Origin of the sequence: Lentilactobacillus diolivorans DSM 14421 (assembly GCF_001434255.1) — a bacterium.
Lineage (GTDB): Bacteria > Bacillota > Bacilli > Lactobacillales > Lactobacillaceae > Lentilactobacillus > Lentilactobacillus diolivorans.
Map to the genome: position 1 here is coordinate 12,641 of NZ_AZEY01000014.1, position 22,528 is coordinate 35,168.

The 22,528-nt window shown below is 40.3% G+C and carries 16 protein-coding genes and 1 riboswitch; of the genes, 8 read left to right on the plus strand and 8 right to left on the minus strand.

Annotated elements, in window-relative coordinates:
• Positions 1-204 precede the first annotated feature (204 nt).
• The 3 genes from FC85_RS01150 to FC85_RS15940 all read left to right on the plus strand — a co-directional run bounded on the left by FC85_RS01150 (position 205) and on the right by FC85_RS15940 (position 5,714).
• Positions 205-1,053: a tyrosine-protein phosphatase gene (locus tag FC85_RS01150; RefSeq protein ID WP_057863741.1), complete on the plus strand. Its 849-nt coding sequence runs from the start codon at positions 205-207 to the stop codon at positions 1,051-1,053.
• A gap of 646 nt (positions 1,054-1,699) precedes the next feature.
• Complete coding sequence (locus FC85_RS01155; protein ID WP_057863742.1) at positions 1,700-2,767, plus strand: KxYKxGKxW signal peptide domain-containing protein; 1,068 nt, start codon at positions 1,700-1,702, stop codon at positions 2,765-2,767.
• Between the two features lie 283 nt (positions 2,768-3,050).
• Complete coding sequence (locus FC85_RS15940; protein ID WP_057863743.1) at positions 3,051-5,714, plus strand: LPXTG cell wall anchor domain-containing protein; 2,664 nt, start codon at positions 3,051-3,053, stop codon at positions 5,712-5,714.
• A gap of 521 nt (positions 5,715-6,235) precedes the next feature.
• On the opposite strand, the gene FC85_RS01165 is transcribed toward FC85_RS15940, so the two are convergent.
• The 3 genes from FC85_RS01165 to FC85_RS01175 form a co-directional block, all read right to left on the minus strand.
• Positions 6,236-6,499: a hypothetical protein gene (locus FC85_RS01165; protein ID WP_057863744.1), complete on the minus strand. Its 264-nt coding sequence runs from the start codon at positions 6,497-6,499 to the stop codon at positions 6,236-6,238.
• A gap of 177 nt (positions 6,500-6,676) precedes the next feature.
• Positions 6,677-9,427: an FtsX-like permease family protein gene (locus tag FC85_RS01170; protein WP_057863745.1), complete on the minus strand. Its 2,751-nt coding sequence runs from the start codon at positions 9,425-9,427 to the stop codon at positions 6,677-6,679.
• Positions 9,428-9,440: 13 nt separating this feature from the next.
• Positions 9,441-10,142: an ABC transporter ATP-binding protein gene (locus FC85_RS01175; protein ID WP_057863746.1), complete on the minus strand. Its 702-nt coding sequence runs from the start codon at positions 10,140-10,142 to the stop codon at positions 9,441-9,443.
• 302 nt (positions 10,143-10,444) lie between these two features.
• Between FC85_RS01175 and FC85_RS01180 the strand changes: the two genes are divergently transcribed.
• Positions 10,445-11,056, plus strand: coding sequence for a TetR/AcrR family transcriptional regulator (locus FC85_RS01180; protein ID WP_057863747.1), 612 nt, complete (start codon positions 10,445-10,447; stop codon positions 11,054-11,056).
• A 128-nt stretch (positions 11,057-11,184) separates the two neighbouring features.
• On the opposite strand, the gene FC85_RS01185 is transcribed toward FC85_RS01180, so the two are convergent.
• The 3 genes from FC85_RS01185 to FC85_RS01195 all read right to left on the minus strand — a co-directional run bounded on the left by FC85_RS01185 (position 11,185) and on the right by FC85_RS01195 (position 16,003).
• Complete coding sequence (locus FC85_RS01185; RefSeq protein ID WP_057863748.1) at positions 11,185-13,464, minus strand: HAD-IC family P-type ATPase; 2,280 nt, start codon at positions 13,462-13,464, stop codon at positions 11,185-11,187.
• 50 nt (positions 13,465-13,514) lie between these two features.
• Positions 13,515-13,576: riboswitch (Fluoride riboswitch) on the minus strand.
• A gap of 375 nt (positions 13,577-13,951) precedes the next feature.
• Complete coding sequence (locus tag FC85_RS01190; protein WP_057863749.1) at positions 13,952-14,464, minus strand: hypothetical protein; 513 nt, start codon at positions 14,462-14,464, stop codon at positions 13,952-13,954.
• A gap of 66 nt (positions 14,465-14,530) precedes the next feature.
• Positions 14,531-16,003, minus strand: coding sequence for a DHA2 family efflux MFS transporter permease subunit (locus FC85_RS01195; RefSeq protein ID WP_057863750.1), 1,473 nt, complete (start codon positions 16,001-16,003; stop codon positions 14,531-14,533).
• Positions 16,004-16,121: 118 nt separating this feature from the next.
• On the opposite strand from FC85_RS01195, the gene FC85_RS01200 reads away from it, so the two are divergent.
• Together FC85_RS01200 and FC85_RS01205 are read left to right on the plus strand one after the other, a co-directional pair.
• The gene (locus FC85_RS01200; protein WP_225427586.1) at positions 16,122-16,739 is read left to right on the plus strand and encodes a TetR/AcrR family transcriptional regulator; all 618 of its coding nucleotides are present in this window, start codon (positions 16,122-16,124) and stop codon (positions 16,737-16,739) included.
• Between the two features lie 236 nt (positions 16,740-16,975).
• A complete protein-coding gene (locus FC85_RS01205) occupies positions 16,976-17,332 on the plus strand; it encodes a hypothetical protein (protein WP_057863751.1) in 357 nt (118 codons plus the stop codon).
• A gap of 246 nt (positions 17,333-17,578) precedes the next feature.
• On the opposite strand, the gene FC85_RS01210 is transcribed toward FC85_RS01205, so the two are convergent.
• Entirely contained in the window at positions 17,579-18,586 is a 1,008-nt protein-coding gene (locus tag FC85_RS01210; protein WP_057863752.1) for a LacI family DNA-binding transcriptional regulator, read from the minus strand.
• A gap of 232 nt (positions 18,587-18,818) precedes the next feature.
• Here FC85_RS01210 and FC85_RS01215 point away from each other — a divergent pair, with 232 nt between their 5' ends.
• Together FC85_RS01215 and FC85_RS01220 are read left to right on the plus strand one after the other, a co-directional pair.
• Complete coding sequence (locus FC85_RS01215; RefSeq protein ID WP_057863753.1) at positions 18,819-20,474, plus strand: glycoside hydrolase family 43 protein; 1,656 nt, start codon at positions 18,819-18,821, stop codon at positions 20,472-20,474.
• Between the two features lie 34 nt (positions 20,475-20,508).
• Positions 20,509-21,762, plus strand: coding sequence for an MFS transporter (locus FC85_RS01220; RefSeq protein WP_057863754.1), 1,254 nt, complete (start codon positions 20,509-20,511; stop codon positions 21,760-21,762).
• A gap of 305 nt (positions 21,763-22,067) precedes the next feature.
• Here FC85_RS01220 and FC85_RS01225 read toward each other — a convergent pair whose 3' ends face one another.
• Complete coding sequence (locus tag FC85_RS01225; RefSeq protein WP_147008549.1) at positions 22,068-22,424, minus strand: hypothetical protein; 357 nt, start codon at positions 22,422-22,424, stop codon at positions 22,068-22,070.
• Positions 22,425-22,528: the final 104 nt, after the last annotated feature.

A 22,528-nucleotide genomic window follows, 5' to 3' on the forward strand; every position in this document is an offset into this window, starting at 1 on the left:
GTTTATCATTTACGTAACTTTTACCAATTTTTTGCCAAACCAAAAGAAAACATTGGTAGCATAATGGTGTTACATTGGAAGTTGTGAGTGACCAAAATTATTTTAACTTCAAGATCATTAATTGAGAGGTGTGGGTTTGGCGTCAAGACGTTAAGCAAGCATTGTTGATCATTTGCGATATCTAATAATACGAGGAGTGATTTTATGAAAAATAATCATATTTCAGCAGCCTCATCCACATTCCCAGAGTCGACTGTTGAAGAAACAACGGTGACATCTGAAAAATTAACGGTGACACCCTTGAAACGGATTCAGGATCATGAAATTCATCTTGAGGGTGGTTTCAATGTCCGTGACCTTGGCGGCTTCGAAACCCAAGCTGGTCGAATCATCAAACCGCATACATTAATTCGATCAGCTCGTTTAAATCATTTAACGACGACTGATATTGAGACTTTAGTTCGTGATTATCACGTTGCGGTTGACTTTGATTTGCGACGGGCAGATGAAGTTGAATCGGCCAAGGATCCCAAAATGCCTGGGGTAACGTACATTGATCAACCGTTGGGGACAATGAGCAACTTTCATTTTCCAATTACGCCGGAACATATTCGTGAACACTATCGGACTTATGTATCGGTGCCCCAAGCGCGATATGCTTATCATCAATTCTTTATGGCCGTGTTAAATAAACCGGTTGGTAAAGCGTTGCTGTATCATTGTGCTTCAGGCAAAGATCGAACTGGTGTTGGAACAGCTTTATTAATGCACGTTCTAGGGGTTGATGGTGATACGATTATTCAAGATTACGTTGCTTCAAATGATTTCTTGCGTGATCGAAACGATGCTCGAATTGCCCGCATGAAAAAGAATGGGATTAGTCGGGATAAGATTATGCAGGTTAAATATGATAGTGGCGTAGATGCAACGTACCTTGAAGCTGCGTTTGATGAAATCCACAGAGAGTTCGGCAATTTAGATACCTTTATTGAGAAGGGGCTGCGCGTGACCCCTGATCAGCAAGCAGAGATTCGGAAGCGCTACTTAATATAATAGTTCTTTTGCAATTCAAGCTTCTAATTCGTTTTGAATTGCTTTAATTTATAAAATGACCGTCGTGAGTCCTTTTTACCTGAGCTTTAAGCAAGTAAAAAGGACTCATGGCGTTTTTTTGACTAATCACAGAAAATTTAATTTCTAATGAATTAGCATAATTAAAGAATAGGTAAAGATTGGGATGTCTTGAGGGAGTTGTAAGCGTTAAATTTTCAATCATTTAGTTAACTCTGTTATTATAATATTAGGAAATAAGTACTGACCAATGTTATGTAGTGACGCCCATGAAATGAGATGATCGATGTGAGAATCTTGTCTAAATGTTGTTTCATTACGAAATGATGTACTTTTTCTTTAAAATAGTGCTATTATCGATACGTCAGTTGTAATGACCATAGGCATTTATTTAGAACTAAATGGTAACCAGTAGTTGAGAGTGTCTACATCATTATCGCTCATCTTAACTTTGCGTGGTTGGCTGCCACTACAAAGTTATCAATGAAAACACGACTAAATCTTTAAAGCAATTGTTAGAATAGATCAGAACCAATTAACCACTTAATAGCTGGTGGGGAAATCAGCAATCAGTGGCGGTATCTGTTCAGATTGTTGCGTCAGTTTCTTTTATTGGGAGGAAATTAAAATGTTCAAGGGGAATAATCAAGATATCAAACTGCATTATAAAATGTATAAGGATGGTAAGCATTGGGTCTTTGCCAGTCTGGCTGCTGCAAGTTTTGGTTTGATGTTAGCCGGCAGTCCGCAAATGACACAAGCAGATTCTGTCCAAACGACCACTGCCGCCCAAACACGCACTGCCCAGCCAACTACCCAAACCGATAACACACAAGACAGCCCATCAACAACGTCTCAAACGGATCAAGCAGCGACTGCACCGGTGGATCAGCAGGCAACGACAACGAGTTCGACTGTGAAACCAGCTGAACAGGCCGCAGCCACGCAAACACCAGCCCAGAATGATAAACCGCAAAATACAGTCCAATCATCAGCGCAATCAGTTGCAACGCCAGCATCCACTGGCTCAGAAACGGATTCCAAAGCAGCGGCCACTGAGACTTCAACAGTCGCTAAGACCGTTACCTCAACGAGTTCGACGTCACAAGCACCCGCACAAACGGCACCAACGTCGACTGCTGAAGATACAAGGGCATCTGGTGTTCGATCAACCGCGCAAGCTGAATCGGTTAAAGCTACGGATCAATCGGTAACAACCGAGACAACCCCAGCTACTAATAATACCTCAGATGCCAAGAGCGTTGCAGGGGTAAACACAAAGCAAGCCGCAGCTTCTAAAACGGCGACAACCAAAACTGATGACACTGTTACTAATCAACCCGCTACCAAGACTGATGCCAACGCGGATCCTCAAAAAACGGCAGATAGTGATTATCAAACGGCTAAGGATAAAACAGACCACGCCAATGATCTCGCCGCTAAGGCCAATCAAAGTGCCGCGGCCCTACAAGCTTTATTAAAGGATCCGAAGCCTAATGATAGTACTTGGCTGACCAAAGTTAATGCGGCTTTAAATGATCTCGCGAAGTCTTCGAGTGATTTTACTGGCACAAAGGTCACCACGGATGATGTTGTAGCGGCTTATGAAGCAGCCCTCAAGAACATGCCTAATCAACCTCAGCCCGGTGCCATCCAGAGCGTTAAAGTTGGCGATAAGGACCCTAGCCAACTATAATAAACTAGTGGCCGCTTATGCTGATCAGGTAAATACTATATTGACCCAAATCAAAAATGGCCAGGCCAACTATGCGACCGCTGAGGCGTTAAATGCCGCACAATAACAATTAAAAACTGCGGCTGAGCAACTAAACACGGCAATCAAACAAGCCGTTGATAGTGCCAATGCCGGTGATATTGATGCCGCTCAGAAGGCGATCACCGGATCAGACGCCACCGGCCAGACGCTCAATAATTATAAAACCGCGTATGATGATGCTTTAACGGCTTACAATAGTGATGTGACGGTTTATAATGCCACAACCACTGATACAGATCAAAAGATTACGCCATTGGGAACCAATTCGGATACGGCTAACCCAGCGGATCCAATGATGAATCCCTCACAAAAGGATTTTGCCAACTTTAAAGATGAGATTGTCAAGGCAGCGGCCCAAAACAATGCTTATAAGCAATATGAAGCTGCTACTACAGCTTACAACAATATTAAGGCTGCATTAACTGATTTAGCGGCTAAGGTTGCCGATTGGCAGGCCGCAGCGGACGAGTATAATCAGATGGTTAACAATGTCAATAATGGGTCTGCCAAGGCTACGGAAGCCGATTTGACCAACGGCCAGACTGTCGTTACCAACGCGCAGACAGCTTTGGCAGATGAAGTCAATCAGTTTAAGGCTGTCAATGATGCTTATAAGACGTCACTGGCAAATTATCAAACAGTTTTGAATGATTATGCCACTAAAACGGGTACGGCCGTTCAAAAAGCAGCACCTGGTTATGATCTTAGCGATTCTAATAGTGCTTGGAACCAATTTCAAGCTGGGATCACCAAATTGCAAAATGATTTTGCTTCAACCGGAACGACTAGTCCGACAACCCCAGCTCAAAATGCCGCTATTATGCAGAAAAATATTGATCAGTATCAGGCCATTCAAAAAATTGGCGCTGCAGCCCAAGAACTCCAGGCTAAAATTGCGCAGATTAATCAAGCTGCCAGTGATCAACAAAAAGCCGTTGAGACTTGGAATGACTTGATTTCCCAAGCTAAAAACGATGGCCGTTGGGCTTTCTTCTATCCGCAGCTCCACACGGCTGGTGATGATTTAATCCAAAAGGACTATCAGTATATTGACGCGGTCAATGGAACAACGACATCGTTTAAGACAACGACAGTAACTGCTGACTATGGCAAGAAATACGCTGATACTCAAGCTGGCACAACTAAGGCCAACTATTCCGATACCGATTATGCAGACTCGAATGTGGCTAAAGATGGTTCAAAAGCTAGTTATGCTTACTTGGTTAATGCTTACCTCGATATGGTTAACGCATACAACGCCACGGTTACCGATGCTAAAGATAAAATCAATACGGGTGATCCTGCTGATGCTGATATCGTAACCAGTGCCGCGGACAGTCTAAAAAAGAGCTTGGAGGGTACTGACGGCTTTTCGGCACAGTATCAAAATTTGATCAGGACTTTGGCTGGGATAGCTGCTGATCCGAGCCAAAATGCACAGGCTTTGGCATCTTTGAATAATCCGAAGAAATTAAGCACTGATGGGTCGTCTCCCGCTCAATTTACCTATACTGACGGGCCACAAACTTTGCTTGCACGTGTCATTTTTGGATCAGGTACTTGGCAGTCTGTGTTGGAATCGACTAACTTGGATGGTAAATTTTCAAAACCACTAAGCTTTACCCCTCGTCAATATGCAATAGTCGAAAATGAACAGGTCCATCGGTTATATGCAACAGCGATCCAACAGATCTTTAGTAGTGACGGATGGCAGAATTCCGATTATGACGCTGCAAGCTTTAAACTGCAACCAACTTATACGACCAATGGTCAAACGTATTATTTAGCTGGATACGGCATTTATCAAGCTAATAACATACTGGGTCGCCTGAAAAGTACAAATCAAATCTATACTTTCACCAATGCTGATGCCGAACAGGAAATGATTAAGAATGGGGTGGATCTTTCTGGAGATCCATCACAAAACACTTATATTTACTTTTATTATCTGGCAGCCACAGACTACAGCAAGTTAGTTTCAATATCAACGCCGATCAAAGCAACTGGTGTCAAGCAATTTACGACTTCGGCTATGAGATTAGCCCCAGTTTCCGCCTATGGCACCGACACCACATTGGCGGCTCCCACAACAACAAAGGGTGATAATGTAACCGGGCTAACTTATTTGAGTGGCAAGGCAGCCACACCGGATCTTCAAGTACCCGATGTTGCGGTTCAAGCACCAACCATTACTTTGAACCAGCCAACAGAACCAACTCCAAGTACACCGGATACACCGGGCAATCCAGGTACACCGGGCAATCCAGGTACACCGGGAACTCCAAGTACACCAGGAACTCCAAGTACACCAGGAATCCCAAATACGCCAGGAACTCCAAATACACCAGGGACTCCAAGTACGCCAGGAACTCCAAGTACACCGGGGACTCCAAATACGCCAGAGACTCCAAGTACACCACGAACTCCAGGCACACCAAGAACTCCAAATAAACCGGGAACCCCAAGCACACCGGGTAATCCAAACACCACTGGTAATACAAATACACCAGGTGGATCACGGACAACTGGTAAATTGAGTGCAACGAGAACAGTTTCACCGAACGCATTAGCAACTTCAGGGACAACAAGTCAATCACAAGCTAATAAGCTTGGTGTTAGCGAAATGAATAATGCGGACCGAGATAGTCAAATATCAGGTTTGAATGGTTACAATGGTCAGTTGGATCAAACAGCTAATGAACAGCAGACACTAAATTCTCAAGCTTCTGATACCAACAAGGCGGCTATGTTACCACAGACCGGGGATAAATCCAGCACTAGTTTAACCGTATTTGGAGTTGTTCTGGCAGCAATCGCCATGGCGTTTGGTTGGATGGTAAGAGATCGTAGACGACATGAAGATTAAGCTGTTGTTTGATATATCGAAGCTGAATGGTCATTTCAAATGAGTGGTTTGATTTCTTTGTCTGAGAATTTGAGTGACCAATCTTTGCTCATTATTGTGAGGGCGACGGTTTTTATTGAGCTTTAATCACCCAAGTATTTTAAAACAAAAAGTATCAAGCATTAATTAAAGGAATAACGACTACACTGAAAAGCTATGACGCAAAACTTGTTCATTTACAAGGTTTGTGTGGTAGCTTTTTTATAATATGGAATTAATCATTGTGGCCAAGAAATCCATAAAAAAAATAGTGACTACAAACAATCTGCTTACCAGATCTTTTGCACTCACTGTTTTTCTAGTGAATTAAATTGATTAATTCTTAAAAGAAGGCACTTGAAGTGATGACTAAAACAACGACAACGATAATTAATAAACCACAGAAGTATCGGTCAAAAGTTGGTTGAAGGTCTTGGTGCTTACTTCTTTTCATGGATTTCCTTCCTTTCTTGCGTAAAAAGCTTGAAGGCGAAGGACAAAAACTAACTGTAAATTTTTAAGTCCTGTTCGATTTCCACCGATAGTGATTGCACTTGTTTCAACTGATTCACAAGCCGCTCGTCACTCATCTTCCTAACGACCCGTTTAACCGGTTGTTCGCGGCTCTGAATTAATTGTGAAACAAGTTGTGGGCTGCCAACTGATTGGTGCATCCGCCCAAAGTCGGCTTGCAGTGTTTCTTCGAGTAAATAATTGGTTAATAACGATTCAAAATGCTTCCGTAGTTTTCGATTTAGTTTATCCATTTCTTCGGCCTCCCGAACTTATTATTGCATACAATTTGACAAAATGTGCGTTACTTTTGAAATTAATGGGATGTTTTTTCAAAAAAACCAATAAGCCCAACATTCCGCAATCATTCGGAGTGCTGGGCTTATTATGATCTTTTTAAATGATGAATAGTGAAGGCTTCTTGATTTGGGTTAATCGACTGACTTCAAAGCCCCTAACATATCCACTCGATTGATCTTACGCGCCATGATCGCCATAACGATAATTGAGAAGATCAGGGTCATGACTCCAGATGTTGTAAAATTGGTCCATAATAGCGTCAAATCAGCCATTGCGGTTTCCGGTGGCAGCGTCTGCATGATGTAATTGTGCAGCCAGGCACCACCGACGAAACCGGCCAAGACACCAAGGAGACTAAGAATAAATGTTTCTCGATAAATGTACATGACGACTTCCATTGGATAAAAACCAAGAACCTTAATCGTTGATAACTCACGAATCCGTTCAGAAACGTTGATGTTGGTCAAGGTGAACAGAACCATGAACGCCAACATTGAAGCAGCACCAATAATAATCATCACCAAGTGGTTTAGACCGGCTAAAATATTATTAATGGTTGTTTTTGCGTCATCCGATTGAACAGCGGTAATTGAGGCATTCTGCCGGGTTAGTTTTCGGGAGACCTGATCAATATTTTTTGCCGAGCGGTCATTTAACATGAGCATTTTCGCATTGTAGTCAGCACTTTGATTGAAGGCTTTGCGGTAGTATTGCTGATTCATATATAACGTGTGGCCAGCATACATTTCAGTGATCCCCGCAATCCTAACTTGATGCTTTTCACCGTTAGCTGTTTTGACGGTTAGATAATCACCGACTTTTAGATTAGCCAAGGTTGCCATTTTCTGGGTAATGATTGCACCGTTGTTGGAAAGTTTTAATTTCTTCTTGGTGTTTAAATTTCTCAGAGTAACAAACTTGTCAAAGCCTTGAGCTGATTTCGGGACAATCATTGAAACACTTTGATTGTTGGTCATCCCCTTTGGCCTGGCAGAGACCGTTTCGTAATAAATATCAGTTTCGTGCTTAATGCCTGAAAGATTGTCAGCAGCTTTTCGATAATCTTGTTGGCTTTCTTTTGAAGCGTGAGAATTGTAAACCCCGATGACATCATAGTGAATGATATCCTTATATTGGGTCTGCACAATCCCGTTTAAGGAGTCCCGAATCCCAAAACCGGTGATTAATAACGCTGTACATCCGAGGACCCCGAGGATAGTCATTAACATGCGGCCTTTATAACGAGCAAGGTTTCGAATTGTAACCTTATAGTTGAAGGACAGATGTTTCCAGATGAATGGTAATCGTTCAAGGAGAACTTTTGAGCCGGACTTTGGCGGCTTAGGAAGCATCAGTGTTGCCGGCTTGTCCTTGAGCATTCTGATGGCAACCCCAACTGTTGGGACAATCGTGCAAATGAGTGAGATGATGACAGAAAGGCAAATCCAAAATGCTGATGGTGGTGTTTGAAAATTAGGAATGACAAAGTTGGCCGCGTAAGCACCAAAAATCTTCTTTGGTAAGAAGCTGGTTCCCAGCCATGCACCAAGGGCCGATCCTAAAAGGCCTGATAAGGTGCCGTAGATTAAAAACAACTTCATCGTATCAAACTTGCTATAACCTAAAGCCCGTTGCGTACCAATTTCCTGTCGTTTTTCTTCGGCCATTCGTGACATAGTCGTTAAACTGACCAGAATGGCGACTGCGAAGAAAATAATTGGGAAAGTGTTGGATAAAATATCAATTCGTTTGGCGTCTTCACCAAACTGATTGTAGCCGGAGTTGTAGTCATTTCGGCTTTGAATCTGGTAGGTAATGTCGGGCAGATCAGCTAATGATTTTTTCTGATTAACTATCCGGTCTTTCGCTTGATTAATTTTCGTCTGATTAGCCACAATTTGCTGACGGTTAGCGTTAAGTTGTTTGGCCTGAGCCGTCAGTTGAGCTTGTTGGGAGGATAGTTGCGTGCTTGAAGCTTGACCACTATTCCGAAGCTGATTAAGTTGGGCTGTTGCTGATTTTAACCGACTTGTTGCCGTCGCGAGCTGCCGCTTACTTTGGTTAAGCTTTGTTTGTTGAGCAGTTAGCTTTGTTTCGGCGTCGTTGAGTTTATCAGCAGCATTAGTTTTTAGTTTTGATTGACGTTGTTTGGCGCGATCGTTTAACCGGTTCTCAACATTATCTACATTCGATTGAACTTGTTTCTCATATTGATTGGTATAGCTTTTACCATGAACATTATTATAACTGATACGAGCGATCGTTGGCCGGCTGCTGGTAAACGCACTCTTGTTAACAATCCCGAACGTTGACAATTGTCCAGTTCCCGCTGAAGTAGCACCAAGGTTTTCCTTCATCAAATAATCGCTGGAAGTGACAAAGCCAACAATCTTGTAAGAAGCATATTTCAATCCAGAAATATCGGCGTTACCCTTGTTGTTGACGAGTCGGAGGGTTTGACCAACTTTGTATTTAGATTTTTCATGGTTGCTAAGCGCAATTTCATTGTTGGATTTTGGTAGCCTGCCAGAGACCACTTTGTTAATTGATAATTGATTAGTTTTTGACCCAACTCGGATGCTTTTATCTGATCCTTTAATGACCGCGTCCTTGGCCGTTCCAAATTCAATTTTCTTAATATGTGGTAGGGTTCGCATATAAGACTGATCGGCTTTGGTGATACCGGTATTGCTGTTAATCATGGCATCAGCCATTTTATGGGAAGCGTAATAATTGTTACCGGTCATCCGCATATCCGGGCCGGTTACTTTTAAGCCAATCAGTACGAAAACCCCGAGTCCCAGCAATGTGGCAATTGAGATGAATCGCGCGAATGAGAAACGAAACTCGCGGAGGATATTTCGCCATAAAATTGATTTCATTGTGTGCATTCACCTACCATTCGATTTGTTCAATTGGGGTCGGGTTTGGGTTGAGAACGTCCTGTTTAATCTTACCGTCACCAATTTCGATGACATGATCGGCCATCGGTTTAATCATGCCATTATGTGTGACGATGATGACGTTTTTCTTTGTCCGATGACTGAAGCGCTGTAACAAAGTCAGGATACTTTTCCCGGTTTTATAGTCCAAGGCACCAGTGGGCTCATCACATAATAGTAAATCTGGGTTCTTGGCGATTGCCCGAGCGATTGCCACCCGTTGTTGTTCGCCACCGGATAGCTGCGCGGGAAAGTTATTCATGCGTTGTTTCAACCCCACATCTGCCATAACCTCTTTAACGTCGAGTGAGTCCGGCGAAATTTGTGAAGCTAATTCAACGTTTTCCAAAGCAGTTAGGTTGGGAATGAGATTATAGAATTGGAAGACAAACCCAATTGATAACCGTCGGAAAGTCGTCATTTGGCGACTGGAGTAGTTCGAAATATCTTTACTATTAATGATGACCTGGCCCTTTGTTGGCGAGTCCATGCCGCCAAGGATATTAAGTAAAGTCGATTTTCCTGCCCCGGAAGCGCCGACAATGACGGTTAATTCACCCTTGTTAATTTCAAAGTTAACATCATCATTTGCCCGGACTTCTTGTTCACCTGAACCGTAAATTTTTGATTCATGAATCACGTCAATGTATGCCATGATGTGTCCCTCTCTCTTATTGATTGTATTCAACACTCTGTTGCTTATAATGTAATATAACCTTTACTGGAAATAAGAACAACCATCAAAAATCTTAAAAGTGTTGATTTGAACAGGAACGGGTATTCGGACTCAAGTCTCTACGCGTGCGTTAATAGTTATTAAAAAGTTAAGCTTAAAAAAACACATCACGAAACTCGTCATTAAATGAATTAACTTGGATTTTAAGATTAAAACAACTACCTGTTGATTTAACGCTTAAACTCGGGTATGATGACTGTAACATAAAGGAGATGTGTCCAATGGCGACTCATCAAAAAATTGCCAATACTGAACGTAAAATCAAACAAGCATTTATTTTTCTTACAGAATCAAAAGGAATTGATCGCATGACAGTTAGCGATATAACTAAGTATGCGAACATTAATCGAAGTACCTTCTATTCTCATTATCAAGATAAGTTTATGATGGTTGACCATTTTGAAAATGAAATTTTGGCACATATCAAGAACTTAATGAAGGATAATTTAGCGGATACAATGAAATATCAAGATGTATCATCGGGTAAGCCACATACGTATCCGGTTGTTGATAAAATTATTCAGTACATTGCGTCTGAATTTGATATGATCCGAGTGTTACTGGGTTCCAATGGTGATAACCGACTTGAAGAAAAGGTCAAAGGGCTGCTAACCAAAATTATTGATGCTGATCTTTTTCGGCTTAAGGGTGAGATGGGGATGACCAAACAAATTCCCAATAACTTTTCCCATGAAATCATTGTTTCAGGATTAATGAGCGTGATTAAAGTCTGGTTAGCAGAAGGTAATCCAGACAGTCCGGAAGAAATTTCAGATATTATTATGAAAACTCGATATATGTGTCCGTTTCAATTGTTGGGGATTGACGAGTAGGGCTAATTGTTATGTTATCTTTCCTTCGATTTTTTCACTTTTAGAAAAGGTCCATTCCATATTAAGCGGTAATCTGACAGGCCTGGCAATTAAAATATGGTCAAATTCGTCTGAGTTAGTGGGCCTTTTTAATTGTGATTAACCTTTTTACGGGCGTATTTATTTATCCAGACATGAATCATGTCCAAGATGAGCGATATCGATAGGGTAATTAATAACATGTTGATAATCGATAGAATAGAAATTTGGGGGATGCCTAATCCTAATACTGCGAGAGCTGAAACAATTATTAGATTAAATATAATTGAGAAGCAAACCGCGAAACTGGGTAAACTTAACCAAAATGGCTGAGTTGTTCGAGTCATCAAAATGGTTAGCATAGCACTGGCAATTAAAAACACAAATAGGAGTGTACTTGCTTTGCTAATCGTTGTATTTTTTATCAAAATGGTCAATATAAAAAGTGCGCTGGCTGTCCAACCAATAGTGAGGATACTTGCTTGACCAATCATCTTTTTAAAATTCCAATTTTCAGGATGATAGGTAATCGTTGTGTTATCAGTTCCCAGTACTAGGGTTACCAAATCATTTAAGATGGCAATTAAAACTAATTCATTTAGTGAAAGGGGCATGAAACGAAAGAAAATATATCCGAGCGTTAGCAATAAAGTTAGTTCGGCGGTTCTCACCAGTTTGGTAATTGTCCAAGTCATCATTCTTTGATAGACCCGATGACCGCTATCGACAATGTCAACAACTGATAATAGCCGGTCTTTCATCAAGATTATTTTTGCGGCTTTCTTTGCAATATCGGTTGCTGTATTAACTGCAATTCCCAGATTGGCTTGTTTTAAAGCGGGCGCGTCGTTAATACCATCGCCAATCATACCGACTGTGTACCCCAGTCTTTGAAACTTTTTGACAACATCTAATTTATTTTCGGGTAACACTTCCGAGATGGCTGCGATATTATTCTTTAATTTAATCGCGTTAATCGCTTCTTTTGTAATAATCTTTCCGGTAAGACCAATTTGGTGTGAAGTTTGTTCGGCAGATTTGTGATTATCTCCTGTTAGGATGATTACTTTTATGCCACGACGGTTAAACTTTTGCACCGCAGTGACACTGTCAGGACGAATTTGATCTTTTAAGATGTAAAATCCAAGTAATTGCCGATCCAAGCTCAGAGCGACAGTATGACCATGGACTTTTGACTCATCAATTATCTGGCTGGTTTCTTGTGAAATAATCTTTAATGAGCCGAGTTTAACTTGTCTTTCCTGGTGATTGATATTAACCATTGCTGTTGAATAGCCCACATTCGGATTAAATGGTTGAAAAGCTTCCACCGATAAATGACAGGCAGGTGAGAGGGCGGTTAAGAGCGCGTCGTCAAGTTGGCTTGGTTGCGTAGTATCAACGGCAGTTAAGGCCAACTGGTCAATTTTTTCTTTTGAGTATGAACTAAAGTTGTGAAACCCTTCCACTACTGTTTGGTTATTCGTAAGAGTACCTGTTTTATCCATTAATAATAAGTTGACGTTGGCCGCTTCCTGAATGCCGGTTAAATCTCGGACTAAGATTGATTTTTTACTTAAGACGTTTGCTTCAATGGCGTTTGCAACTGAAAAGCTTGACGGCATTGCAATTGGAATTGTCGCAATAATTAACATTGCGAAAAACGGCAATAATGAAATGAGGTTTTCTTTCCGAATTAAAGCAAAAAGTAGCAAAATCATAATTAAGATGACGTCTAAAATGGCTAAACTTTTGATAACTCGGCCTAACAAGATCTGAAGCTGACCGGGTGCTTTTGACTGGATAGTTAATTGAGAGGTTCTTCCGGCCCGGCTTCTAATACCTGTTCTGATAACCAATGCTAAACAATTACCGCTGATAATTTCAGTGCCTGAAAATGCTTCGGATCCTTTCGTTCTGGTAATCGGCATTGATTCACCAGTAATACTGCTTTCGTTGACATAAATTGATTTATCTAAGATTGTCACATCAGCCGGAATAATATTTCCAGACTTTAAATTAATGACGTCCCCAGCCACCAATTCACGCGATGGTCGTTTAAGCCATTGGCCGTTTCGTTTAACGGTTACTAAGGGTTTTAAAGCTGTTGACAAGGAATTTAATACTTTGCTGGCACGATATTCTTGGATTGTGCCATTGATGGCAGCGAATAATAACATTAAAACAATGAAAGAAGCCTGAATGTCTTTTCCTAAAAACAATTCCATTAAAAGTGCCAGCTCTAAAATCCATGCGGAAGGTTCCCATAATCGGCTAAGAACTGATTGGAAGAAATTGAAGCTGGCGATAGGAATTTCGTTATAACCGTCTGATTTAATTCGATGTTCAACCGCCTGACTTGACAGCCCTTCTAAAGATGTTTGAGTCATTGCTTTACCTCCTCTTGAATTAAAAAAGACGCCTACTGCAAGCCACAGGGCCTACAGTAGACGTCATCAAATTAAAATTAATTGTTTCGCGAACGTCATCGCGTTTATAAATATATTTATTTTTAACTTACCATATTTAGTCGCTTAAGTTAAGTCATAGCTACTTTAAAAGGGGAGTTCAAGCTATCAAGTTGCTGGTGGTTATATACTGGTAATTCGAATTATTTGAGAGTCATCAAATAATTGGTGTCATCTCATTAGTGCTATTAGTTGGTAATTGTTTTTGAATTTACTATTTCAGAGACTTGTGATGTTACTGGTGGTAGTCTAATTGACTTTGATAATTAGACTGTTGTATATCAATAGGACAAATCCCATAAAACCAGTATTAATTGCTGATTTTATGGGATCCGTTTGGCTTAAGCGTGCAGCTTGATCTATTATTCCGGCATCATGATATAGCCTATTTGTTCGTCGATAAATAACATCATCTCTTCGGTAGTACCCTCAAATGCCACCACATATTAACAGATTGGCCAATCAAGAGCCCTTTAACAATTGCCGAGGTAATGGCATAGGTTAGTGTGTATGACCAAGTCTCATAACTTTGTGGATTTACCCAACCATGGAAATTAATAAGCAGCATCACGATGACATTCATAATCATTAAACTAATCGCGTATTTGCCGCCAATCATTTTTATTTGATTATCCTCCGAGAAAAAAGCTTGGAATTTGTAGGCCAAGTGGGCACCTAAGAAACTAGCCAACAAAATAATCACTAGAAAGATTGCCAGAGTGGCTGCTAAATGTTGAAAGCGGACAATTTTCTCAATGCCGAAAACAATAAATAAAATGGGTGTTAAATACAATTTTGCCCAACTGACTGGGGAGCTGCTGAGGTATCTCTTTGAAACAAAAATTGTAACAAACGTGAGCCATAGAACAACAGCAAGGGCAATGTACCAGCCATGCATGATTGCCAAAAGATCATTTTTCATGATTGAATCATCCTCCCCTCAGACGAGACTCTTGACTACTTCAGTAGCTCGGTAACCGTTTTTTGGTTATTTTTTTAATTTCATTTTGTTTGAAAGCAGCAGGGTTGGCAGAATGATCAACAAAGCTGCCAAAGAAATCATTAAAAATCCCTGTTGAAATGAGTCGAGCCGAATATTAACCAAGTGTTGATGGATAAAAGTGGCTAATTGGCCTGATGCCGGTTTGATGTCACCCGTTTTTAATTGGTGTTGGAAAGTCTTAACGTGTGAAGCTGAAAAGGCGGTTACGACAGTTGTAACTAGCGCTGAGCCAAAGGCGCTTCCGATATTTTGGAGAATTCGGGAACCAATTGTGGCGCTTGAAATTTGTTCGATTTTCATTCCGGTATAAGAGTCGGCCATCAATGGTGTTAAAATACCACCGGCACCAATTCCACGAACCAGCAGCACAACGGCGATAATCCAATAAGGGGTGCTTTGGGTGATCCAGTAGAAGGGGATGGTACCAAGAAAAGCAATAAAGACACTGACAAGAACGACATATTTTGCGCCGATTGAATCAGTCAATCGACCGGTTAATGGTCGTGAAATCAACATCCCCAATCCTTGGGGGATCAATGCCAGTGAGGCCATCAAGACACTCATATGACGCACGTTTTGGAAAAAGAGTGGCAGCAATAACATAGCACCGTTAAGAACGGTTCCAGCAATAAACAAGCCAATGATTGAACCGTTAAAGGACCCGTGTTTAAACAAATTAAGCGGGATGACGGCTTTTTCGCCACGAATTGCACCCCAAATAATGTAGACAATTAACAGTGAAACGCCCGTTGCCAAAAAGCTGAGTGTTGACGAGTTGCTAAAACTGGCCTTATGAGCTGCCTTAACCATGCCATAAATAATACTGCTGCTGGATCCGATCAGGAGCAATGTCCCAATCAGGTCTAATTTGGCGGATTTATTTTGAGCAGGGTAGTTAGGCATTTTCCAAATAATTAAGCCAAGCGATGTCAAGGTAACTGGCACGTTAATCCAAAAAATCCACTGCCAAGATAAAAACTTGATGATAATCCCACCGATAACAGGTCCAATCAGAGGACCCAAGATCATGGGTAAGCCGACCGTTGCCATCATTTGTCCCATAACGGCGGCTCCAGCAGTTTGAACCAGAAGCGTGGTTAGCAGTGGCATAATTAAGCCACCGGCAAATCCTTGAATCAGGCGCGCCCCAATTAAAAATTGAATGTTTGGTGAAACGGCGGCTAAGATAGATCCGATACCGAATAAAACTTCACTAAACATAAAGACATGTTTACCATCAAATTTATTTAACAACCAACTTGAAAATGGAACGGCAATTCCAGTTGCCAAGACATAGCAGGTAATCGTCCATTGAACCGTTGTGACGGAACTATTAAAACTGTTAACCAACTTGTTAATGGCAATGTTGATCATTGTTGAATCAAGTAATGGGGCCATTGCACCAAAGACGACTACCCAGGCAATCACAATTGTCGATTTAGGGATTTCTTTATTCATTAAATTTTCCTCCTAAATAAGAAACTATTAGTATCTTAATTCGATAATTGATATAATACTCTCCGAAGACAAAAAACGCAATAAGGTACTTTAGGTATCTTATAAAAGGAGACTAAATATGATGGTTCAAAAACGTCGCCGTGGCGCCGACCTCGAACAAGCGATTTATCAAGCAACTTTACAGATCCTGAAAAGTAAGGGATTTTTAAATTTAAATTTCGCCGATGTGGCAGATTTGGCAAAAACCAGTAAATCAGTTATTTATCGCCGATGGCAGACACCATTTTCTCTGGCGATTGCCGCGATTCAAGATAAGATAAAAACAGAAAATCATGGTCGAACGGATGAATTAACTTTGACCGGTCATTCGTTACGCGAGGATTTATTGCAACTACTGCATCGGTTTATTATTAGTATGCAAGCATTTAGGGACTTCCGAATTGCCGAACTGTTAGGGGAAGCAACTCAAAAGCAAAATACGACGATTCAACAATTGATTAGTGAGGGAAATGCGATCGATCTTAATGCCCTTGATCATGTCCTCGAACGAGCAAAAAAAAGAGGTGAGATCATAAAAACAGATCTGCCTGAAGAAATTAAATTGCTGCCATTTGATTGGCTAAGATTTCACCTTTTTACTAACCAGCCTTTAACTGAGCACAAGTTGGAATTGTTGATTGATGATGTTTTATTACCATCTTATCATTATGAAAGTAGGATTAACCCGACCCAATAAAATGAACTTGTGAGTGAAAATTTAAAGAAGGGTAGAATCCGGTCATTGGTTAACTTAGAATTAATAAATTTGCTATTGTCAACGTTTTCATAAAGTTTTTCACTTGTTTTCTGAAAAAATCTGATTACTATGAGAGTTGAATTCAGCAAAGCAATGATAGAATTGATATCATTACTAATTGCAGAATTGGCATACCGTGTTTCGAGATTTTAGTTTTTTGAAAAGGGAGTATTAATATGACAACGATAACAATGAATTGGAAAAATGCAATTAAAACATCTGATGATTTCGAGGATTATTTAACCCACTATTTTGAACAACACCAAGAACTAACCGGTAGCTATACAGACAAAACCTACTTTGAATATTGGAATGTCCGACTTAATAGCCATGACGGGTTGATTATCTCGATGACGTTAGGCAATACCCCAACGACTGCTTTAGCGTTAGCACCGATGCCGTTTAAAGATACCGAGAAACTCACCATTGAGCAATTTCGTCAATTAGTCCTTCATAAGAAGTTTTCAAATATAAACATTTCATTATCTGATATTTTCAGAAAGGTTGCTGAGCAGTCTGTGGTCACTAAATAATAAAAGGTGGATCATGAAAGCAGGGAGAGACTTCACTTATAAAATTTCTCCCTGCTTTTGTACTATAATTTCGCACTCTAACGATGCTACTTACCAACAAATTTTCGAATGCTAAATTATGAAAAAGCATTGCTGAACATAGGATAGATGTTGATACTGTCCATGCCCAGCAATGCTTTTATTGTGTGTTTATATATACAAAAAGTGTTCGGCCCTTCTGTTTGCTGGTTGATGAAATTGATACGATTATTTGATTTTAGGAAAACTATCACGATAAATAATATCTCCGGGAACTGTAATGATATTAGTTCCAACAAGTGAATGATTGATCTGATCTCGTAGCAATCGGACAGCAGCGTTTGCAAGCTCATTTGTTGGGATTTCAATTGAAGTAATTGTAGGAGATTTTATTTTGGTGACCATTAAATTATCAAAACTAACGACGCTGACATCATTGGGAACATCAATCTGATTATCACTTAAGGTATCAATCAATCCCCTAGCAATTAAATCATTTAAAGCGATAATCCCATTTGGAAAAGAATAGTTGGTTTCCTTTTTTCGGTTTAGCAAGTATTGAGCGGCCTTTTTACCATCTTCAATCGTGAGGCCAACGTTAATAATATCAGGAACCAATGTATGTTTTTTTGACCACTCATAGTAGGTTGATAATCGCAGATCAATCAGATTATTCCACGTCTTTCCGGATTGGTTAATTCGTTCAATCGATCCACCAACAAACGAAATGCGATTTCGATGGTCAATGATGAAGTCATCGAGTATTTTATTTGTAATTTGATCAAAGTTACTTTTAACTTGGTTTGTTTTAGGAACACTGGTATTGTCATCAACTAAAACAAAGGCATTAGAAATTCGTTTCATTCTTTTAATGGCGGCCGTTGTGAATGGCCCGATAACCAAGACCCCATGTAATTTATCTAGTTGGGCTAAAGCAACGTTATCTGGTAACCAAATTGTTTTCGCAACCTTTAGATTATTCTGACGACAATAAATTAGAATATTTTGAAGTAAATCTGAAAAATAAGGGTCTTGAGAAACCCTTTTTTGGCTCAGAGCTAATAAAATCACGATTTCATAACGGGATGTTTTTCTTTGATATCCTGTTTTTTTGATAATCGATTCAATTCGTTGACGCGTTGTGGTTGAAATCCGAAGTGAGGGGTCTTGATTAATAACTCGCGAAACCACGCCTGGAGAGACGTCAGCTAATTTTGCAATTTCTCTAATCGTCATGTTTAAAGGATCCTTTCGCTGTTTACCAATGTTTACCAACCCAAAAGACCGTGCTTAATGATCTTTTTATGGGGGTCAGAAGCCCTTTAGATAGCGCTTTCACCTTTCGGCGTGGTTCTATCATAAACATTTATTTACTGTTCGTCTAGTTTATCTTATTGTTTAGCTTTTTAAAATAATTTATATTCTAAGTAATGATAGCGCTATCAGATTGACGAAGAGAGGAAATGTTATGACAGACTATTCAACAATTAAAAATCCAATTTTGCCTGGTTTTACCCCAGATCCAGCAGTTTTAGGGGTTGGCGATGATTATTATTTAGCAACTTCAACCTTTAACTGGTATCCGGGAGTTCAAATTTTTCACTCAAAGGATTTAGCTCATTGGGAGCTGCAAACCTACGTTTTTAATGATCCAGACTTTTTACATTTAGCAGGAACTGATACACCTGCCGGAGTGTGGGCACCGGATTTAACATATGATAAACGAACCGGTAAATATTGGATTGTGATGTGTCAAATGCACAACATGAATGGTAATTTGTTTGATCAGGATAACTATGCCGTTTATGCAGACTCAATTAACGGCCCTTGGTCAAAGCCAATTTATTTAAATTCGATTGGTTTTGATTGTTCGCTATTTCATGACGATGATGGTAAGCACTGGGCGGTGACCTTGGAATGGGATACTCGAAAGGGGTATCAACATCCAGGAGCAATCGTTTTAGAACAATTTGATCCAGACCAGGGCAAGTTGGTTGGCCCAACGAAACGGATTAGTCGCGGCGGCACTGATCGCGGATGTTTGGAAGCCCCTCATATTTATAAACATGATGGTTATTACTATTTAATGACTGCAGAAGGTGGTACTGGATACGGTCACGGGGTAGTTGTTCAACGGTCAAAAACAATCGATGGTCCCTATGAATCAGATCCACAGAATCCGATTATTACTTCCACACCGTATCGTTACTTTAGAAGAGGGGACCCGGATTCATTGAGATTGGATCTTTATAATCCAAAAGCACCGCTTCAGAAATGTGGTCACGGTTCCTTGGTTCACACTGCTACCGATGAGTGGTACGTCGTTCACTTATCTGCACGACCTTTACCCGGAACGACTAATTGTACCCTTGGACGTGAAACCTCAATCCAAAAAGTTGAGTGGACCGAGGAAGGCTGGTTAAGAATGAAAGCCGGCGGCACATTAGCACAGCCGACAACTGAAGGAATGAAAGGGATTCAAGTATCTGATAAATCTCAAGCAGCAGGTGTGAATGCCGATTTTTCTACTGGAAAAATTGATCTTCATTTAATGAGTCCTTACGGGCCACGAACAGAAGAATGGTGTTCATTAAAAGAGCGCTCAGGTTGGTTGAGAATTCATGGACGACAATCATTCTTCAGCCAATTTCAAGTGTCACTGTTAGCTTCCCGAATCGATTCATTCAAGTCAATCGTTTCGACCAAGGTTGAATTTAACCCGATTCACTATTCACAATCAGCCGGGCTAACACTTTATTACGATAATAGCAATTGGCTTTTTGCCCGTCTCTATCATTCAGAGACATTAAATAGTACCGCATTGGCAATCATGAAAGGTGAAAAGGGTAATAAGGATGAATACATTCTTGATCGAGTTGCCTTACCGGGAGGAAAAGCTGAACTAAAAGCTGAAATTGATTATGGCCAAGTTCAGTTCTTCTACCGAACAAATGAAAATACTGAATGGCGCAAATTAGGTGATTTAATTGACATTTCATTTATGTCCGATGAACAAACTGGTGGCTTTACTGGATTAATGGGTGGTATCGGTACTTGGGATGCCTATCGCCGACAGTCATTTGCGGACTTTAAATACTTCAAAATTACACCAAAAAATGAATAAAGACATCAAAAGATGCCGAGAGGAATGAATTAGTATGGCAGAAAATAGTTCAACACTTGGGGTAACAAATGATCAACAACCCAAGCGTCCAATTAGACTAGGATTTTCATTGTTAATTGGTCCTGCATGTTGGTTGGGACCCTATGTTGGTGTTTCAGCAACTTTGTTACCAGCTAAGATTGGTCAACTTGCTCCGGCGGACAAAGTTCCGTTAGTCGCAGCCGCATCGGCCATTGCCATGACGGTTGCCACGATCGCCAATATCATTGCCGGAGCCTTATCAGACGTTACTCGTTCTAAGCATGGTAAGAGAACGCCGTGGATTGTCATTAACTCAATTTTATCTGCACTATGTTTAGTTGGTTTATCAATGGCAACCAGTGTCACAATGCTTTTGGTTATTTGGGGAATTTACCAAGCAGTTCTGAATGCGGTTGTGGCGCCAATGATTGCACAGATTTCCGATAGAGTTGCGCCAAAATGGCGAGGGACGATTTCATCATTTTATGGCATTGGACAGGCTTTTGGTAACTATGGTTCGGGAATTATTGCTTCACAATTTATTGATACAACGGCAGTGGGAATTCAAGTTTTGGCGACCTTTGCTTTAGTTGGTGGGTTACTTTCAGCCTTCTTAGCTAAGGAACCTTCTAATTTGGATGAACCAAAAGTTAAATTTGATGCGTCAACGCTTAAACAGAACTTTATGTTTCCAACAAAGGGCGCTCGCGATTATTACTTGGCTCTGGCAGGTAAAATGTTGATGGTTACTGGTCAATACGTAATTGTTGGGTACCAACTTTATATTTTTACAGATTATATGAATCTAAGTAAAGGCGCTACGGCAGCTTCAATTGCAACAATGTCTTCCATTCTTATGGTTACAGGTATTTTATTTACTGCTTTAGCTGGTCCTATTTCTGACAAGATTCATCGCTTAAAAGCACCTGTTGCACTTACAACTATTTTGCTGGGTGTTGGTGCGTTCTTCCCATTCTTTTCTCCTAAACCATGGACGATGTTCGCATATGCCTTGGTTGCTGGAATCGGAATGGGTGCCTATAATGCCGTTGATCAAGCCCTTAACGTTGCTGTTTTGCCAAATCCGAATTCTGCAGCCAAAGATTTAGGGATTATCAATATGGCAAATACCTTAGGACAAGTCTTCGGACCAATGATTGCGGCGGTTGCTATTTCGACAATGGGTTATAAAGCAATGTTTCCAGTTGAAACAATTATTTGTGTCGTTGGTGGTTTACTTATCATGTTGATTAAACGAGTTAAATAAATCGATTTGGAAGAATAAAAAAATATTGGCTTCACTTGTTTCGGCAAATGAAATTGATACCTGGTTATCGTCAGGAACACAATAAGTTAGAATTAATGGAAAATGAGGCAGGAAATTCTCACAAGCGGGAGTTTCTGCCTCGTTTTTGCCTCTTTGTTTCTGTCAATCACTTGGTGGACACCTAATTAAAGTGTGTATAAATCAACAAAATACGATGAAGACGCTTATTTACTTTGAAAAGTTATCGATAGATGTCAAATGATTAATGATAAATTATCCAGTGGATAATTTATCACGATTAGTTGTTACTGCATCAGCTTCTTAGCCAAGTGTTCAACGAATGGTTGTTCAATATGATTGCGGTCAACGCCATAGCCCACTAAAACATCCCTAATCAGCTGTTCATTATAAAAAGTCACAAATTGATGAAAGTGGTTATTCAGACAATCAATCTCGTGTTGCATCATTAAGTCGTTCTCTGATTTTGACAATGCGTACTTAAGCTGCTTTAAGTATTTATTTTCAAATTTCCGAACTTTAATTGCTTCCTGATTACGTTGGCTAAAGAAGTGCCATGAGACATTGATTTTAACCGGGGCGCCACATCCTTTGAAATGTAAAACGATTTCGTCCTTCTTTGGGGTTGACTCAAATTTTGCCAAAAAAATTATACTGGTTTTCGGAATTATCGTTAATAGCAATGTTTTGGACCACTAATGCAAGCGTAATCTCAGGTCATTTTGGTTTCGTTTTCTCATAAGATGAA

Excerpts from the sequence above, each read along its gene's own strand:
- FC85_RS01150 (WP_057863741.1), top strand. The coding sequence starts at position 205 with ATGAAAAATAATCATATTTCAGCAGCCTCATCCACATTCCCAGAGTCG.
- FC85_RS01155 (WP_057863742.1), top strand. The coding sequence starts at position 1,700 with ATGTTCAAGGGGAATAATCAAGATATCAAACTGCATTATAAAATGTAT.
- FC85_RS01165 (WP_057863744.1), bottom strand. The coding sequence starts at position 6,499 with ATGGATAAACTAAATCGAAAACTACGGAAGCATTTTGAATCGTTATTA.
- FC85_RS01170 (WP_057863745.1), bottom strand. The coding sequence starts at position 9,427 with ATGAAATCAATTTTATGGCGAAATATCCTCCGCGAGTTTCGTTTCTCA.
- FC85_RS01175 (WP_057863746.1), bottom strand. The coding sequence starts at position 10,142 with ATGGCATACATTGACGTGATTCATGAATCAAAAATTTACGGTTCAGGT.
- FC85_RS01180 (WP_057863747.1), top strand. The coding sequence starts at position 10,445 with ATGGCGACTCATCAAAAAATTGCCAATACTGAACGTAAAATCAAACAA.
- FC85_RS01185 (WP_057863748.1), bottom strand. The coding sequence starts at position 13,464 with ATGACTCAAACATCTTTAGAAGGGCTGTCAAGTCAGGCGGTTGAACAT.
- FC85_RS01190 (WP_057863749.1), bottom strand. The coding sequence starts at position 14,464 with ATGAAAAATGATCTTTTGGCAATCATGCATGGCTGGTACATTGCCCTT.
- FC85_RS01195 (WP_057863750.1), bottom strand. The coding sequence starts at position 16,003 with ATGAATAAAGAAATCCCTAAATCGACAATTGTGATTGCCTGGGTAGTC.
- FC85_RS01200 (WP_225427586.1), top strand. The coding sequence starts at position 16,122 with ATGATGGTTCAAAAACGTCGCCGTGGCGCCGACCTCGAACAAGCGATT.
- FC85_RS01205 (WP_057863751.1), top strand. The coding sequence starts at position 16,976 with ATGACAACGATAACAATGAATTGGAAAAATGCAATTAAAACATCTGAT.
- FC85_RS01210 (WP_057863752.1), bottom strand. The coding sequence starts at position 18,586 with ATGACGATTAGAGAAATTGCAAAATTAGCTGACGTCTCTCCAGGCGTG.
- FC85_RS01215 (WP_057863753.1), top strand. The coding sequence starts at position 18,819 with ATGACAGACTATTCAACAATTAAAAATCCAATTTTGCCTGGTTTTACC.
- FC85_RS01220 (WP_057863754.1), top strand. The coding sequence starts at position 20,509 with ATGGCAGAAAATAGTTCAACACTTGGGGTAACAAATGATCAACAACCC.